We start from the raw sequence: 14,202 nt of genomic DNA on the forward strand, positions 1-14,202 counted from the left end.
CATGAATCCCATACTGATCTCCATCCTGGCTTACTTGGGGGCCACACTGCTGGTGTCCCGGCTGGCCGCACGCCGGGACAGCGCTGGCCAGGAGTTTTCCCGTCGTCATTTCCTCGGTGGCCAGTTTATGGGCGGCGGCATCCTGGCGCTGTCGTTGGTGGCCACTTACACCAGTGCCAGCTCCTACATCGGCGGGCCGGGGGCGGCCTACAAGTTCGGTCTTGGCTGGGTGTTGCTGGCGGTGATTCAGGTGCCGGTGGCCCTGCTGACCCTGGGGGTGCTGGGGCCGAGGCTGTGGACCTTGGCCCGGGAGAGCGGGGCGGTGACCATACTCGACATCCTGCGGGACAGGTACCAGAACCGCTGGCTGCTGTGGTTGTCCGGCGCCAGCCTGGTGGCGGGCTTCCTGGGGATGATCGTGGTGCAGTTTACCAGCGGCGCCCGGTTGCTGAGCGTGGTGGCGCAGATCCCCTATGCCACCTCGTTGCTGCTGTTCGTGTCCACCGTGGTGATCTATACCCTGTGGGGCGGATTCAAGGCGGTGAGCTATACCGACGCCATCCAGGGGCTGGTGATGCTGGTGGGGATGTTTGCCCTGCTGATCGGCGTGGTGGGTCAGGGGGGCGGCCTGGCCAATCTGACCGGCCAGATGAGCCAGATCGACCCCGGGCTTATTGCTCCGCACGGGCCTGATGGTTTTATCTCCTGGCCCTTCCTGTTCTCCTTCTGGGTACTGGTCTGTTTCGGCACCATAGGGCTGCCGCACACGGTGATCCGGGTGATGGCGGCCAAAGATGGCCGGGCCATCGCCCGGGCCATGGTGCTGGGTACCCTGGTGACCGCCCTGGTGACCCTGATGCCCCACCTGGCCGGAGCCCTGGGGCGGCCGCTGGTGCCAGAGCTTGCCAGCCCAGATGAGATCATCCCCACCCTGATGGTGGAGCTGTTCTCTCCCTGGATGGCGGGGCTGATGCTGGCGGCTCCGGTGGCGGCGGTGATGTCCTCGGTGGATTCGATGCTGCTGCAGACCACCTCTACCCTGGTCCGGGATCTGGCGATGCAGGGGCGCAGCTTCAGTCAGACGCAGATGAAGTGGCTGACCCGGGTCACCACCCTGGTGGTGGCTCTGGCCTGTACCCTGATGGCGATGGACCCGCCGCAGATGATCATCTGGCTGAATATGGCCGCCTTCGGTGCCTTGCAGGTGGTGTTCCTGTGGCCGCTGGTGCTGGGGCTGTTCTGGTCCAGGGCCCGGGGAGAGGCGGCCCTGGCCGCCATGGTGGTTGGTCTGGTGACCTACCTGCCGCTGACCTTCCTGAAGATCAAGCTGCTGACGCTGCACGCCATTGTGCCGGCGTTGCTGGCCTCCCTGCTGGCGTTTGTGCTGGTTCAGGGTGTGGTCCAGCGTCGCTGAGGTGGTGCTCGGGAGTTAAAAAACCGGCGCCAGCGCCGGTTTTTTTATGTCACCGCTTTGTTGCGGCACACCCCACTCCCGCCTTCAGGCCAGCATGGTCTATGGTTATAGCTGGTCAACAGTTTGTTATGGATAATTCCAAGTTCATGGAATTGGGGAATCTTACTCAATATTGTTCAAGATCAATTAATTGGCTTGAGCCTCCCAAATGGGGCAATAAGCCAATTTTATCTTTTATAACCAGCACTTATCTGGTTTGTTAAAAAGACAGCTGAAGTAGCGTCACAATTCTTGTGATCGGGCTAACGTTTCGTCGTTTGACATCGATTCGGGGCTGAAGTTTAATTCGGGCGATTTCTTTTTAGTAAAATGGTCTTACCAATTTGCTCCGTGGCATGGGGTGAGGCGAAAACAATGTGGGGGCGGCCCACGGGTCTACACCACAGCTCCAAGGTGATTTTTAATCGAGGTTGATAAGCATGCGGGACGTAGAAAACTCGACTTACAGCGAGTTGCACAAGCCTAGCAGTGAATTTGACAGCCGTTCAGACTATCTGGACCACGAGCTGCAAATCATGAAGCCACGTCGCTGGGGTCTGAACCTTCCGGGTCGTGACTTCCGTTTTGAGTGGGAAGATCTGGTGCCAGCCATCGCCGGTACCATCGGCATTACCGTGATGTACTCTGCGGTGATGGCCGCCTGGGGTGCGGGCCTGACCGAAAGGTGGGAGCACGTTAACCTGGGCGCCGAGTGGGCCATCGAGGTGGTCCGCGTCGAGATGCTGATTCCCGCACTGCTGTTCTGTATCCTGGGTTCCGGTTTCCTGAATCCTCGAGCTAACCTGGCCGGTAACCACGGCCCGATGATCCCCCTGATCGGCGCCATCGCCCTGGCGGGTGCTCACCCTCTGGCCCTGGCCATCCTGCTGGGTGTGTTCGGTCTGCTGCTCAGTTACTTCAAGGGGGGATCGAAACTCGTTAACCTCACCGGTGAAGGGGTGGCCGGCGGATTGCTGGTGTACCTGGGCGCCATGGGCTCCATGGGGCAGATCGGTTCGCTGTTCACCTGGGCAGAAGGTCTGCAAGCCAAGCACGCCCTGGACTACAGCCTCAGCCACGTCGCCCTGATGATCCTGGCGGTGAACATCATCGTTTACTCCGTACTGGCTCGTCTGGGCAAGCGCTGGCTGGCCATTCCCCTGTGCTCCATCGCGGCCGTGGTGATCGCCTTCCTGTTCGGCGCCGGCCTGGACCTGGAGTTTGTCACCTCTCCCGGTCTGCCTAACCTGAACCCCTGGTACTGGTGGGGCTCCACCGAGACCGGTTGGCAGCTGGGCTTGCCCAATATGCAGCACTTCATCGCCTCTCTGCCCTTCGCCATCCTGGCGGTTGCCATGTGGTCTCCCGACTTCCTGGGTCACCGCATCTTCCAGGAGCTGAACTATCCCAAGGGCACCGACAAGGTTCTGATGGATGTGGACGACACCATGACCTGCTGCTCCATCCGTCAGATGGTCGGCACCGGCTTCGGTGGCGGTAACATTACCTCCTCCTGGGGTACTTACATGATCCCCGCGGCCATCGCCAAGCGTCCTATCCCCGCCGGTGCGATCCTTCTGGGTACCCTGTGCATCGTGGTTGCCATCATCGGCTACCCCATGGACATCACCGTATGGCGTCCCGTTATGTCCATCGCCCTGCTGGTAGGCGTGTTCCTGCCGCTGCTGGAAGCCGGCATGCAGATGGTGAAGGACACCAAGGACTCCCAGTCTGCCGGTATCTGTATCTTCGCCTCCATTGTGGTGAACCCGGTATTCGCCTGGGCCCTGACCATGCTGCTGGACAACAACGGCCTGATCGGCGACAAAGAGCGTGCCCAGAAGCTGTCCTTCATGGACCGCATGATCATTCCTGCCGGCGCGTTCATCATCTGTGTGGCTGCCATGCTGGCGGTTGGCATGTTGCCTGGCGTACCCGCCCTGCTGTAATCACAGCAAGCCCGATAAAAAACGCAGCCAACTGGCTGCGTTTTTTTATCTCTTTCCATTGGCGCGGCTAGGCCGCTTCGGCGCGGATGTTGCCTTCCAGGTCTTCAATTTTCTTCACCAGTACCCTGGCATCGATGTGGCTGGGTGCGGACAGTTCCAGGGATGCGGTAAACACGGTGCGTCCCAGGTCGGCGGCCGCCAGGCGGACGCTGTCAAAGCTGGTGATGTTGATGTCCATCTCCTGGATGGCGTTGGTGATGTCGCGGATGAGCCCCACACGGTCGTCGGCGTCCACATGCAGCGCCAGGGTGTGGTTGTGCTCCTCCTCCTGCGGCGGATCGTTGAAGATGCAGTGGAGCCGGTGGACCGCCTCGAAGCGCTCCTGCAGCTCCTTGATGTTGGAGTCGGGCAGGGTGATGTCCAGCATGATGGCCACCTGGCCCCCCATGTGGATCACCTTGCTGGCGGTCCAGACGCCATCCAGTTGGCGTGTTAATTTGGCCAGCAGGTTGAGCAGTCCGCTGCGGTCGGCACCGGTAACGGTTACTATGGTTCTGGTTTTCATCCGTCGCTCCTTGTCGTGTGGATCTCGGATCGCCGGGACGAACCTTGGAGCATTGGCCAGGGTCAGGCCCGGCGGCGGTGGGGGACTCCCTACCTGGTTATTACTCTAGCAGTTTCTGTTCAAGAAAGCCCCAGGCATTAGCCGCAGGAGCGCCTGGAAAGGGGAGTGCGGAAACGAAAATGCCACCCTGCTAAGGTGGCATTGAACGTCTGAGGCGGAGGAAGGCCGCCCGGAGAGTTGATGGCTGTGGCGTGAAGTCAGACGACGGCAGTCAAGCGATCTCTCACCTCTCTTCCTTTCTCGGTCAGGAAGGCCCGCTTGATGCGGTAATCCTGTTCGTCGATGCGAAGTTCAACCAGACCCAATCCCTGGCGTCCGGAATGCACCCGTTCAGACAGCAGTCTCGCATTGCGACTGGCGCTGGCTTGTGACATTTCGAATCGTTCTTGAAGATCCTTGATTGAGCACCCCTCTTCCTGGCAAACCTGCATGAACATCAGGCAGGTTTGAGGAGGAATCTCGGAGTACACATCTCGGAAGATCTCTACAGCGTCCATCAGTTTCGTAAGTTGAGCTTGTGCCATTGTTATATGTTTCCTCTGCTCAATGCTCTTTTGACAACGTTCGTTGTTCTTATAATAAATACGCGTTTAATTGGATGTTTCATGCGTATTGATATCAGCAGATATGCCCGATAGCCAGTTTAAAAAAATGAAAATTTGATCTGACGTACATCTTCACTGAAGTTCAAGCATTATGAAAACTTGATTCAATACAAAATTTAACACCCTGGTAACTGAGTAAAGGCGCAGAAACGCGCCTTCACCTTTGCCGGGTCGGCCGACTATGGCCATAAGTTGCGGTTATTAACTAATCAAAATTCCGCATATGCCTCAAATTTCCAGTCAAAATCCGGTTTTTCACTGGATACTGGTCCAGACGGGGGCGTGATCGGACGGTTTTTCGATTCCCCGCAGATCATAATCCACATCCGACTGAATTAACCTTTTCGTTAAGGGGGAGGAGGTTAGGATCACATCAATGCGTAACCCCCTGTTATCATCAAAGCCCCGCGAACGATAATCAAACCAACTGAAGCGGTCGTCAATTTCAGGATTCAGATATCTGAAGCTGTCAGTGAGACCCCAATTAACCAGTTTGCTTAACCATTCCCTTTCTTCCGGAAGAAAAGAACATTTACCGGTCTTCAGCCAGCGCTTGGCGTTGGTTTCACCGATGCCGATATCCAGGTCGGTGGGACTGATGTTGATGTCGCCCATGACCACAAGGTTATCATTGGGGGTGTGATGTTGGCTAAGATGGTTTAACAGGTCGGAGTAGAACTGCCTCTTAGCGGGAAACTTGGTTTCATGGTTGCGGTTCTCCCCCTGAGGGAAGTAGCCGTTGAGGACGCGAATCGCTTCGCCATTGGGGCCGTCGACAGTGGCCATGATCATCCGTTTCTGTGCGGCGCCATCATCCGTGCTCCAGCCTCTCTGTACCTCTCTGGGAGGGGTACGGGTGAGAAGGGCCACACCGTAGTGACCCTTCTGACCGTGGTGGACGACGTGGTAACCCATCTTCTCTACCTGTTCCAGGGGGAATTGGGGGTCGTCCACCTTGATCTCCTGCAGGCCGATCACATCGGGTTGATGCTTGTCGATCAGGGCCTGCAGTTGATGCAGCCGAGCCCGAATGCCATTGATATTAAATGACACGAACTTCATTGGGGCTTCCAAGGGGTTAGGGCAAAACCAGTTTGTAGGGCTTGATGATGGAGCGGGCATAGACGCCGGCGTCGATGTAGGGATCGGCATCGGCCCAGGCTTGGGCGGCTTCCAGGGAGTCGAAATCGGCAATGACCAGCGAGCCGGTAAAGCCGGCTTCACCGGGATCTTCGGCATCCACGGCGGGCAGCGGGCCGGCGGCAAACAGTCGGCCCTCCTCTTTCAGCTGCTGCAAACGAGCCAGGTGCGCCGGACGCGCTTCTTTGCGCAGCGGCAGGCTGTTCTCTACGTCCTCAGAATAAATCATATACCACATAGTATTCACCTTATTTTTTAGTGGGTTACATTTATGATTGATTGCCATGTACCATATTTGTACCAAAATCGCCGATTTTCAGTCCGAGTTTGCTAGCAACCTGCTGGCGGTGCTGTTGTGCATCTTGCGGGATCCACTTTCCGTAAGTCGTCCGGATCATGCCCCAATCTGCGTGCCCCATCTGGGTGGCAACGTACATCGGGTCCACACCGGCGGAGAGCAGCCAGCTAGCATAACTGTGTCGCGTCTGATACGGCACCCGGTAGCGTAACCCAGCTTTCCGGATAATGGCAGCCCAATTCTGGTTCTCGAAGAGTTGAGGGGAGCTAAAGTGCGCAATGGAACCGCGGGGGCCGCGGCGCAGGAAAACCCGGGAGCACACCCTCAGGCAGCTGTCGGCCCAGTCCAAGCAGCTGGTGCAGCAGCACAGGAAGATCCACTTCGCCCCGCAGATCACCGTCATCCCCTCCGGCAACCCGGAGTATGACCGCAGCGTGGCCCAAGAGGTGACCGATATACTCAGACGGGATCTCAGCGGCGTGCTGCTTGGGGATGAGGTGGCGTTGCGGGCCGATGCGGCCCTGACAGACAGGAGTGACACATGAGACAGATGCTGTCCGTGGGCGGCTTTATCTTCGCCCTCGCCAAGGACACCCCCTGACTCGCACCAGTGACGGGCGCGATAACCTCGACAGCACCATCGATCTGCTGCGCACCAGCGACACTGGCGCCAGTTGGGAGAGCTACCAAGGAGCGGCGTTTGATTTTGCCAACAATGCCCACACCTAAGCCTTCCCGGCGGGCCGCATCGAGATCCTGACCTACACCGCTTGGGCCAGCATGACTGAGCCCGGCTGGGTAATGGCCATCAACTCCAACAAGGTGGACGAAGGTGCGCTGCTGGTTGAGGGGATGACCGGCGAGGTGCTCACCGGCGCCGGTTCCGAGCTGCTGGCCGCCCAAGGGATCAAGGACGGGGTGCTGAGCCACGCCGCAAAGACCATCAGCGGCAGCTACCCGGTGCACAGTCAGCCGATCACCGTCAACGGCCAGGCCCGCCCGGGGTTGTGCGTCGATGACTCCGGGGTGCTGGATTTGAATGACGCCAGCCAGTGCCACCAGACCACCCTGCCACACGGCTGGGTTTAAGCAGTGACCATGGATTTGACGATGTTCTTCGCCCTGGATGAGGCTGGCCTACAGGTGCTGGCCACCCGCCCCCGGGTCAAGGCCCCCGCCAAGATGGCCGAGCTGGCCATCGCCACCGAGCAGTGGTGCTGGTTCGACGCCTACCAGGCGTGGCAGGCCGAGGCCGAAGCCCTGCTGGCCAGAGAGCCGCAGCAGGCCCGGGACCCGGACAGCGGCGAGTACCCGGCCGCGTTCTTTTCCTAGGTCATTTCCTATCTCTGCCAAATAATCCACACAGAGGCCCGTTTGCTGGATATATCATGAGTAATAAGCGTGAAAAAATTAAAAAATTCTTTCTGATATGTCTGATTGAGGAATGCTATAGGTCTATAGATACGCATCGTGATACGAGTCATACTCATGTGGCTGGTTGGTGAAAAATCATTTGACGAACAGTGGCGACAATGTTAGCGTTTGGCTGCCGTTTGGTTATTTTCTTTTGGTTTTTTGGGAGTTTCAAGGATGAGTGCTTCTATAAACAATGTTCACAAGGCAGTAATTTTCTGCCGAACCCTCCGTTGTTGATCCTCTTCTTGTTGCATCTTGGTTTCTTGTGAAATGGATTTTTGTATGAAAAAGTTAGTTGTTGCTTTTCTCTGCTCTATGAGCTTCTATTCAAGTGCCACTATTATCACTTATCGCTGTGATAATAGTTGTGTCACTACGATTGACTCTGTTACTGGTGAAGTTGTAGTAAAAGACTGTTGTGGCGGGCGAGTGACCGCTGTGTTTACTCAAGAAGGCGAAATCCCAAAGAAATAAACTGGAGTAAATGATGACAAAGGGAACAGCGATCATTTTTGTTTTGGCTATGGCTTGCTTTGGGGGCTATTATATATTTCATGATGGCCGTTCAATATCTTCAGATATAGAGGTGGCCATTAGTGAGTCGAGTTCCGGTGAGCGTAACTTGGCGTCAAAGGTTGCTGTTTCCATTACAGGAAGTAGTGGCAGTGTTGGAGTGTCAAATGATTCCGGAGACTACTCCGCAGTTCCTGGCCTAAACTTGGAAGTTGGTGATGTTAATGGTAAGCCAGAACGCCTAGAAGTGTCTGACAGTACAAAGTTCGAAGAAGCTATTTCTTCAACGATTGTCAAAGGCTCGATAAACCCGGCGGCGGTTTACCCAATTATCAGCGCTAAGAATTTTAATGAACTTCTTGATAGACTTGATGAAGCATCAGATAAAACGGAGGCTGCATCGGAGTTTGAATATAATGTTCAAGACTACATTTTATCGTCTGAATTTAACTCGTCCCTTCAGGATTCGAGAGTATCTTGTAATAACGATATTTGCATGGGGGAGTTTTCGTCGGTATCTGAAGATGAACTTAAGGAATTCCTTGATGGTTTTCTCAACGGTGATACTAGTCCTCTTCATGCTAATGGCGTAGTAAATGTTTATAACTTTACAACAGATGGTAGGCATGGCAGCAGAGTCTTCTTCAACTCTGATTCTAGTATTTCTGGAGTTGTGACTTATAGATGAGGTATATGTTTAAGTCTTTTTGAGAGGATTTGTGTGGGTTTTTATTTCTTGAATTTCGCATATGTTTGGTCGCATTTTTCTGCAATTTTACCAGCATGTATCTTCGAGTTGTATTTTTTGTGCTCACCTGATTTTTGGAGAAGTTAATTAATGGTTTTATATAAGTGTTCAGCGACATATTGTTTGTCTGAATCATTGTAATGGTTAGTGACTAGGCCAGAAGCTGATGCTCTAAATGTGGGCTGCGTTGTTGCCGACGCTCTCAATTGTAGAAGGCATTAGGTGCAGGGGTAGTGCGTAAGATGTTTAGAGTGCTTATTGATTGAAAATCAGTAAAAATAACCACTTGGTTTGTTGGTTTTGGTTAATCGTTTTATACGGATGCTCGTCAATAGCTTGAACTACATCGATTGTTCGACGGTCTCCAAAACCGATGGCTGTCAGGTGGGGCTAGTAGCGCACCCCCTTGACCGCCAGGCCTTTTGAGCGGGCCGCTTGGATGAGGTAGTGTGTGTCTGGGCTGCGCCCGTCCCAGAACGCTACCAGGGCACGACTGACATTGGTCATGAACTCGGTGCGCACGAACAGGGCGCGGTCGCCATGGAAGTCTGGTTCGTAGGGGGGGCGCTGCAAGGGAATGTTCCGCTCTTTGGCGTAGTGCTCGGTTAGGGTTTCGGTACCGGGCTCACCACCGGAGACGATGATCACGCCCTGGCTGTTGTGACGTGTCAGCAGGTAGGCGTCCAGCTTACTCGCCAGCAGCTCATAATCTTCGAAATCCAACCCGCCAGTGACGATCACCTGATAGGGGCCCAGCATTACATCATTCTCTCTTCAGTTGTCTGAGCTGGCGGGTCGTCTGGCGATCTTGGTGGATCTCTAAGTTATTGATTAACCGTGTACCATATATGTACCAAAAATATGGTACAGGGTGGCACACAATGGCAAAGCAATGAGACGGGCGATCTCGTAAGTTGCTGTTTTGGCTAGCAATGGCAATCAATGGCAAGTGTGGGGTCAGATTCAGAATAGATCATGTACCACATAGCCATATCCTTCCTTTTTGTGAAAATTAGTCCGATTATCATGGCTAGTCAGGGTGGAGTAAAGGGGCAGCTTCCGCCTCTGGGGAGAAATCTGAATCCGGGTCAGTCCCCAGGGCCGGGCCTGGGGACTGATGTGGTCACTGTTTGGTTGGCGAGGGCGCCTGGTCGGCGGAGATCTCCGCCTTGTAATTGGCTTCCATCAGCAGGCTGACGGGGCGATAGTGGTGGGTGGCGGCGGTGGCCTTTCCCTGCAGCTCGCTGAGTTTTTCCAGGTTATCCTGGGCCTTGGCAAAATAGGTGGGCGAGGCGTCGATGGCGCGCCAAAACAGCTCCTGGGCATCCTGATAACGCCCCTCCAGCATGGCGAAATAGCCAAGATCGTTGAGGGCGTCGGCCTCGGGCATCACTCGCTTCAGGGCCACCAGGGCGCGTTTGTAGTGCTTCATCCTGGCATAGACCAGCCCGAGGTTATTCCAGGCTCGCTTGAAGTCCGGTTGCTTCTGTACCGCCTGTCTCAGGTTGATCTCCGCCTGTCTCAGGTTGCCATCGAGATAGTAGGAGTAGCCGATGTTGGTCAGGACATTAGCCGCATCGGGGGCTCGGTCGAGCACCAGGCGGTAATACTCCCTGGCCTCGGGGTAGTTGCCGCCGAGATCCTTGAGAATTCCCAGGGCGTTGTAACATCTGAGCGGTGATGTGTCGTCCAGGGGATGCAGTGGCGTGCTGTCACCGACGATCACCTGTTGGGAGAGCGTCAGCAGCCTCATCTGGTCCAGATCCGCGGCCTTCTGCAGGTAGATCAGCGCCTGTGGGTTGTCTCCGGCGCTGAGTTTGTGCAGGCCCAGGGAGGTGAGAGCCTGGACGTTGTCCGGTTGCTGTGTCAGTACATCGGTGAACGCCATCAGGGCATAGTCGCTGTGGCCCAGCTGGGTCTGGACCTCCCCTATCTGCATCAGGATCTCCGCGTCCCCGGGCGTCTGCTCCAGCGCTTTCAGGTAGTAGGCCAGGGCATCGTCCAGTTGCCGTCTCTGCACCGCCGCCTGCGCCTTGGTGACCAACTGGGCGCTGCTCTCCTGTGCAGGCGGTTCTGGATTCGGTGCGCTGGCGCATCCGGTGAGTATCAGGGAGAGAGCCAGCGCCGGAATGAGTCGGATTGCTGTCATAGTTCGTCCTTGTTTAAAAAGCCACATCCCAAACCTCCATCAACTTCAGCATCGCCGGGCCAATGGCCACAATGAAGAAGGAGGGCCAGATGCAGAAGATCATGGGAAACATCATCTTTACTCCCAATTTCCCGGCCATCTCCTCCGCCGCCTGGATGCGCTTATCGCGGTACTCCTCGGAGTACACCCTCAGGGTTTCGGCGATGCCGGTGCCCAGGCGCATGCTCTGGGTAATGGAGCCGTTCAGCCCCTGGATATCCTCCAGGCCGGTACGGTCGGCGAACTCCTTCAGGGCCACGCTGACCTGCAAGCCGGCCCGGCACTTCTGGCATACCAGGTTCAGCTCCTCGGCCAGTTCGAAATGACTCAGGCGGATCTCGGTGGCCACCCGGTTCAGGGCCGCCAACAGCCCCAGGCCCGCCTCGCAGCAGACCACCAGCAGATCCAGGGCGTCGGGAAATCCCTGTTTGAGCTTCCTCATCCGCCTCGATGCCAGGTTGTCCAGGATCGCCGAGGGCAGGATGAAAGCGCCGCCCATCATCAGGGCGACCCCGTAGAACAGCATGATTCTCGAGGCGTCGGGAAACGCCTTGAGCAGGAGCATGGATCCGAAGGTCACGGCTATGAACAGCAGGATGCGACAGCCGTTGTAGACGGCCAGGGCGCTGTTGGAGTGAAAGCCGGCGTGAATCAGGCGTTTGCGGGTGTCATCGTTACCAAAGGTAAAGTGCCCGATAAGCTTCTGGTGCTTCTTGCCGGTCAGACCATGTTCGAGGGACTCGTCAAAGTCCTGGCCCATCGCCACCTGGGGGCCCTCCTGCATCTTGAGCTGGGCCAGGCGCTTGCGGGTGGGGGAGTAGAGACCACTGAGGAGCAGACCCACCCCGATGGCCAGGGTGACCCCGGCGGCGGCGGCAATGCCGTAGACCACGTACAGGGAGTAGGTGGGGTTGTTGAGCTGCTCGTTAATCAGGTTTAACAGGTATTCCATGTTTACACCTCAATCCGTATCAGCCGGCCAATCCAATAGGTCCCCAGCAGCATGCCCAGGGCGCCGTACACCAGCAATCTGTTGCCGTCGGGGGTGTCGGTGAGTTCCCTGGCGTAGTTGGGGGAGGTCAGGAACAGGAAGGCGAACAGCCCCAGGGGCATCAGCACCAGTACCCAGGCCGCCATCCGGCCTTCGGCGGACATCGACTTCACCTTGCGTTTAAAGGCGAAGCGTTGGCGGATGATCCGCGACAGGTTCTTCATGTTTTCCGCCAGGTTGCCCCCGGTCTCTTTCTGTACCTGGACGGCGGAGGAGAAGGCCATGGCGGAGACGGACGGCACCCGCTCGATGAACCTCAGCAGGGCCCGCTTGGTGTCCTTGCCGTAGTTGATGTCGGCAAACATCAGCTTGAATTCGAAGGCCAGCGGCCCCTCCATCTCCTCGTAGACCAGCTTGATGGAGTCTGAGAAGGCGTAACCGGCTTGGAGGCCGCGCCGCAGGATGTCCAGTGCTTCGGGAAACTGCGCCTCGATCTCCTCCATGCGCTTGTCGAAGTCCCGGTTCAGCTTCATGTGGAACAGGGTTATGGTCAGCACCGCACTGATGGCGCAGAACAGCAGGTCCTTGGTAAACAGCCAGCAGAGCAGGGTCAGCACCAGGGCGGTAAACAGGGCGATGGCCAGGTACTGGTGGCCCAGGTACTTTGAGCCGGACTGCTCCAGTTTGAACGACAGGTTCTGGATTAAGGGCAGGGTTTCCAGTTGCCGGCCCAGGGAGGAGGCTTTCTGCAGCCGGTTTCGTCTGAGCAGCGACAGGTCCTCTCCATCATCCCCTTTTTCCCTGGCCAACTGCTTCAGGCGCTCCTTGAGTACCCTGGTGTCACCGCGCTGGGGACGGTAGACCGGCAGGAACAGGGCTTGCGACAGCAGCAGCACGGCGGCGAAGACACAACCGAGGAAGATCAGTTCGATGCTCATGGCGGCCTCCTAGAGAATGTCCATGTTGTTGTCGACGCCAAACAGCTCGAAGGGCAGGACGATCCCCTTCTTGGCCAGGGTCTCGTGGAACCCCGGGATGACGCCACTGGCGCGATACTGGCCGAGAATCTGGCCATCCTCGCTGCGCCCCTGGCGCTGGAAGCCGAAGATCTCCGACATGGTGATGACGTCGCCCTCCATGCCGTTGATCTCGGTAATGGAGACGATGCGGCGCCGGCCATCCTCCTGACGCTCCAGCTGCACAACAATGTCGATGGCGGAGGCGATCTGGGTTCGGATGTTTTTGACCGGCACGTCGAAGCCGGCCATGCATACCATGTTTTCCAGCCGGCTCAGGGCATCCCGTGCCGAGTTTGCATGCAGGGTGGTCAGCGAGCCTTCGTGACCGGTGTTCATGGCGGTCAGCATATCCATCGCTTCTGCACCACGGACCTCGCCCACCACGATTCGGTCCGGACGCATCCGCAACGAGTTCTTCACCAGATCCCTCTGGGTGACCTCGCCCCGCCCCTCCAGGTTGGCCGGCCGGGTTTCCAGCCGGACAATATGGGGTTGTTGCAGCTGCAGTTCCGCCGAGTCTTCGATGGTGATGATCCGTTCATCCGCGGGGATGTAGCCGGAGAGGATATTCAGCAGGGTGGTCTTTCCGCTGCCGGTACCGCCGGAGACCAGGACATTGAGCTTGCCCATCACCACGGCGTTGAGGACGTCGGACATCGCCTGGGTCATGGAGCCGAAATGAACCAGTTGCTCGGCCGTCAGCTTATCTACGGTGAAACGGCGGATCGACATGCTGGGACCGTCCAGGGCCAGGGGGGGGATGATGGCGTTGACCCGGCTGCCATCCTTGAGCCGGGCATCCACCATAGGGCTGGACTCATCCACCCGGCGGCCGACGCCCGAAACGATTTTGTCGATGGTGTTGAGCAGGTGCTGGTCATCATTGAACTGCATCGGTACCCTGTCCAGCTTGCCGAAACGCTCGACGAAGATGTTGTTGTAGCTGTTGATCAGGATGTCGGAGATGGTGGGGTCCTCCAGCAGGGTTTCCAGCGGACCCAGCCCCATAACTTCATCGTTGATCTGCTTAATGATCTTCTCTCTGGAGCTGAGATTGATGGGGCGAGGGTTCTCGTAGAGGATCTCGTTGCATATCTTGGCGATCTGCTGCCGGGCTTCCGTTTCCGACACCGCCTCCAGTCGTGAGACATCCAGGAGCTGCATCAGGCGTTCATGCAGCTCCTTCTTGATGATGTTCTCCTGCTCGGTCAGCAGTTTCTTGCTGATGTCATTGCCGCTTTGAGTCACATCCATATC

The 14,202-nt window shown here is 56.8% G+C and carries 17 protein-coding genes; 7 read left to right on the top strand and 10 right to left on the bottom strand.

Going from position 1 to position 14,202, the window contains the following annotated elements:
- Window position 1: 1 nt before the first annotated feature.
- Together panF and FCL40_RS07295 are read left to right on the top strand one after the other, a co-directional pair.
- Window positions 2-1,414, top strand: coding sequence for a sodium/pantothenate symporter (gene panF / locus FCL40_RS07290; RefSeq protein ID WP_136852494.1), 1,413 nt, complete (start codon window positions 2-4; stop codon window positions 1,412-1,414).
- A 479-nt stretch (window positions 1,415-1,893) separates the two neighbouring features.
- Window positions 1,894-3,402 (top strand): DUF3360 family protein, encoded by a 1,509-nt coding sequence (locus tag FCL40_RS07295; RefSeq protein ID WP_136852495.1) that lies wholly within the window; start codon window positions 1,894-1,896, stop codon window positions 3,400-3,402.
- Window positions 3,403-3,469: 67 nt separating this feature from the next.
- Here the strand turns inward: FCL40_RS07295 and FCL40_RS07300 are convergent, their stop codons facing one another.
- From FCL40_RS07300 to FCL40_RS18830, 5 genes are all read right to left on the bottom strand, one after another.
- Window positions 3,470-3,967, bottom strand: coding sequence for a glycine cleavage system protein R (locus tag FCL40_RS07300; RefSeq protein WP_136852496.1), 498 nt, complete (start codon window positions 3,965-3,967; stop codon window positions 3,470-3,472).
- Between the two features lie 257 nt (window positions 3,968-4,224).
- Window positions 4,225-4,551 carry a helix-turn-helix domain-containing protein gene (locus FCL40_RS07305; protein WP_136852497.1) on the bottom strand — a complete coding sequence of 109 codons (327 nt, stop codon included), beginning with the start codon at window positions 4,549-4,551 and terminating at the stop codon, window positions 4,225-4,227.
- A gap of 336 nt (window positions 4,552-4,887) precedes the next feature.
- Window positions 4,888-5,694 carry an exodeoxyribonuclease III gene (gene xthA, locus FCL40_RS07310; protein ID WP_136852498.1) on the bottom strand — a complete coding sequence of 269 codons (807 nt, stop codon included), beginning with the start codon at window positions 5,692-5,694 and terminating at the stop codon, window positions 4,888-4,890.
- Between the two features lie 16 nt (window positions 5,695-5,710).
- Window positions 5,711-6,010, bottom strand: a complete 300-nt coding sequence (locus FCL40_RS07315; protein ID WP_136852499.1) for a YciI family protein — start codon at window positions 6,008-6,010, stop codon at window positions 5,711-5,713.
- Between the two features lie 31 nt (window positions 6,011-6,041).
- Window positions 6,042-6,467, bottom strand: a complete 426-nt coding sequence (locus tag FCL40_RS18830) for a tyrosine-type recombinase/integrase (protein WP_267873504.1) — start codon at window positions 6,465-6,467, stop codon at window positions 6,042-6,044.
- On the opposite strand from FCL40_RS18830, the gene FCL40_RS07325 reads away from it, so the two are divergent.
- The 5 genes from FCL40_RS07325 to FCL40_RS07345 all read left to right on the top strand — a co-directional run bounded on the left by FCL40_RS07325 (window position 6,349) and on the right by FCL40_RS07345 (window position 8,687).
- A complete protein-coding gene (locus FCL40_RS07325; protein WP_205729108.1) occupies window positions 6,349-6,615 on the top strand; it encodes a hypothetical protein in 267 nt (88 codons plus the stop codon). The genes FCL40_RS18830 and FCL40_RS07325 overlap by 119 nt on opposite strands.
- Window positions 6,616-6,850: 235 nt before the next feature.
- Window positions 6,851-7,159: a hypothetical protein gene (locus FCL40_RS07330; RefSeq protein WP_136852502.1), complete on the top strand. Its 309-nt coding sequence runs from the start codon at window positions 6,851-6,853 to the stop codon at window positions 7,157-7,159.
- 9 nt (window positions 7,160-7,168) lie between these two features.
- Window positions 7,169-7,402: a hypothetical protein gene (locus FCL40_RS07335; RefSeq protein WP_136852503.1), complete on the top strand. Its 234-nt coding sequence runs from the start codon at window positions 7,169-7,171 to the stop codon at window positions 7,400-7,402.
- A 366-nt stretch (window positions 7,403-7,768) separates the two neighbouring features.
- Window positions 7,769-7,960 (top strand): hypothetical protein, encoded by a 192-nt coding sequence (locus FCL40_RS07340; RefSeq protein WP_136852504.1) that lies wholly within the window; start codon window positions 7,769-7,771, stop codon window positions 7,958-7,960.
- 13 nt (window positions 7,961-7,973) lie between these two features.
- Window positions 7,974-8,687 carry a hypothetical protein gene (locus tag FCL40_RS07345; RefSeq protein WP_136852505.1) on the top strand — a complete coding sequence of 238 codons (714 nt, stop codon included), beginning with the start codon at window positions 7,974-7,976 and terminating at the stop codon, window positions 8,685-8,687.
- A 450-nt stretch (window positions 8,688-9,137) separates the two neighbouring features.
- On the opposite strand, the gene FCL40_RS07350 is transcribed toward FCL40_RS07345, so the two are convergent.
- The 5 genes from FCL40_RS07350 to FCL40_RS07370 all read right to left on the bottom strand — a co-directional run bounded on the left by FCL40_RS07350 (window position 9,138) and on the right by FCL40_RS07370 (window position 14,199).
- Window positions 9,138-9,506: a DUF2493 domain-containing protein gene (locus FCL40_RS07350; RefSeq protein ID WP_136852506.1), complete on the bottom strand. Its 369-nt coding sequence runs from the start codon at window positions 9,504-9,506 to the stop codon at window positions 9,138-9,140.
- Window positions 9,507-9,870: 364 nt separating this feature from the next.
- On the bottom strand, window positions 9,871-10,896 hold the full coding sequence (locus FCL40_RS07355; protein ID WP_169307033.1) for a tetratricopeptide repeat protein: 1,026 nt from the start codon (window positions 10,894-10,896) through the stop codon (window positions 9,871-9,873).
- A 13-nt stretch (window positions 10,897-10,909) separates the two neighbouring features.
- Entirely contained in the window at window positions 10,910-11,887 is a 978-nt protein-coding gene (locus FCL40_RS07360; protein ID WP_136852508.1) for a type II secretion system F family protein, read from the bottom strand.
- Window positions 11,888-11,889: 2 nt separating this feature from the next.
- Window positions 11,890-12,864 carry a type II secretion system F family protein gene (locus tag FCL40_RS07365; RefSeq protein WP_136852509.1) on the bottom strand — a complete coding sequence of 325 codons (975 nt, stop codon included), beginning with the start codon at window positions 12,862-12,864 and terminating at the stop codon, window positions 11,890-11,892.
- A 9-nt stretch (window positions 12,865-12,873) separates the two neighbouring features.
- On the bottom strand, window positions 12,874-14,199 hold the full coding sequence (locus FCL40_RS07370; protein WP_136852510.1) for a CpaF family protein: 1,326 nt from the start codon (window positions 14,197-14,199) through the stop codon (window positions 12,874-12,876).
- Window positions 14,200-14,202 lie beyond the last annotated feature (3 nt).

This window comes from Ferrimonas sediminicola, from assembly GCF_005116715.1.
Classification (GTDB): domain Bacteria; phylum Pseudomonadota; class Gammaproteobacteria; order Enterobacterales; family Shewanellaceae; genus Ferrimonas; species Ferrimonas sediminicola.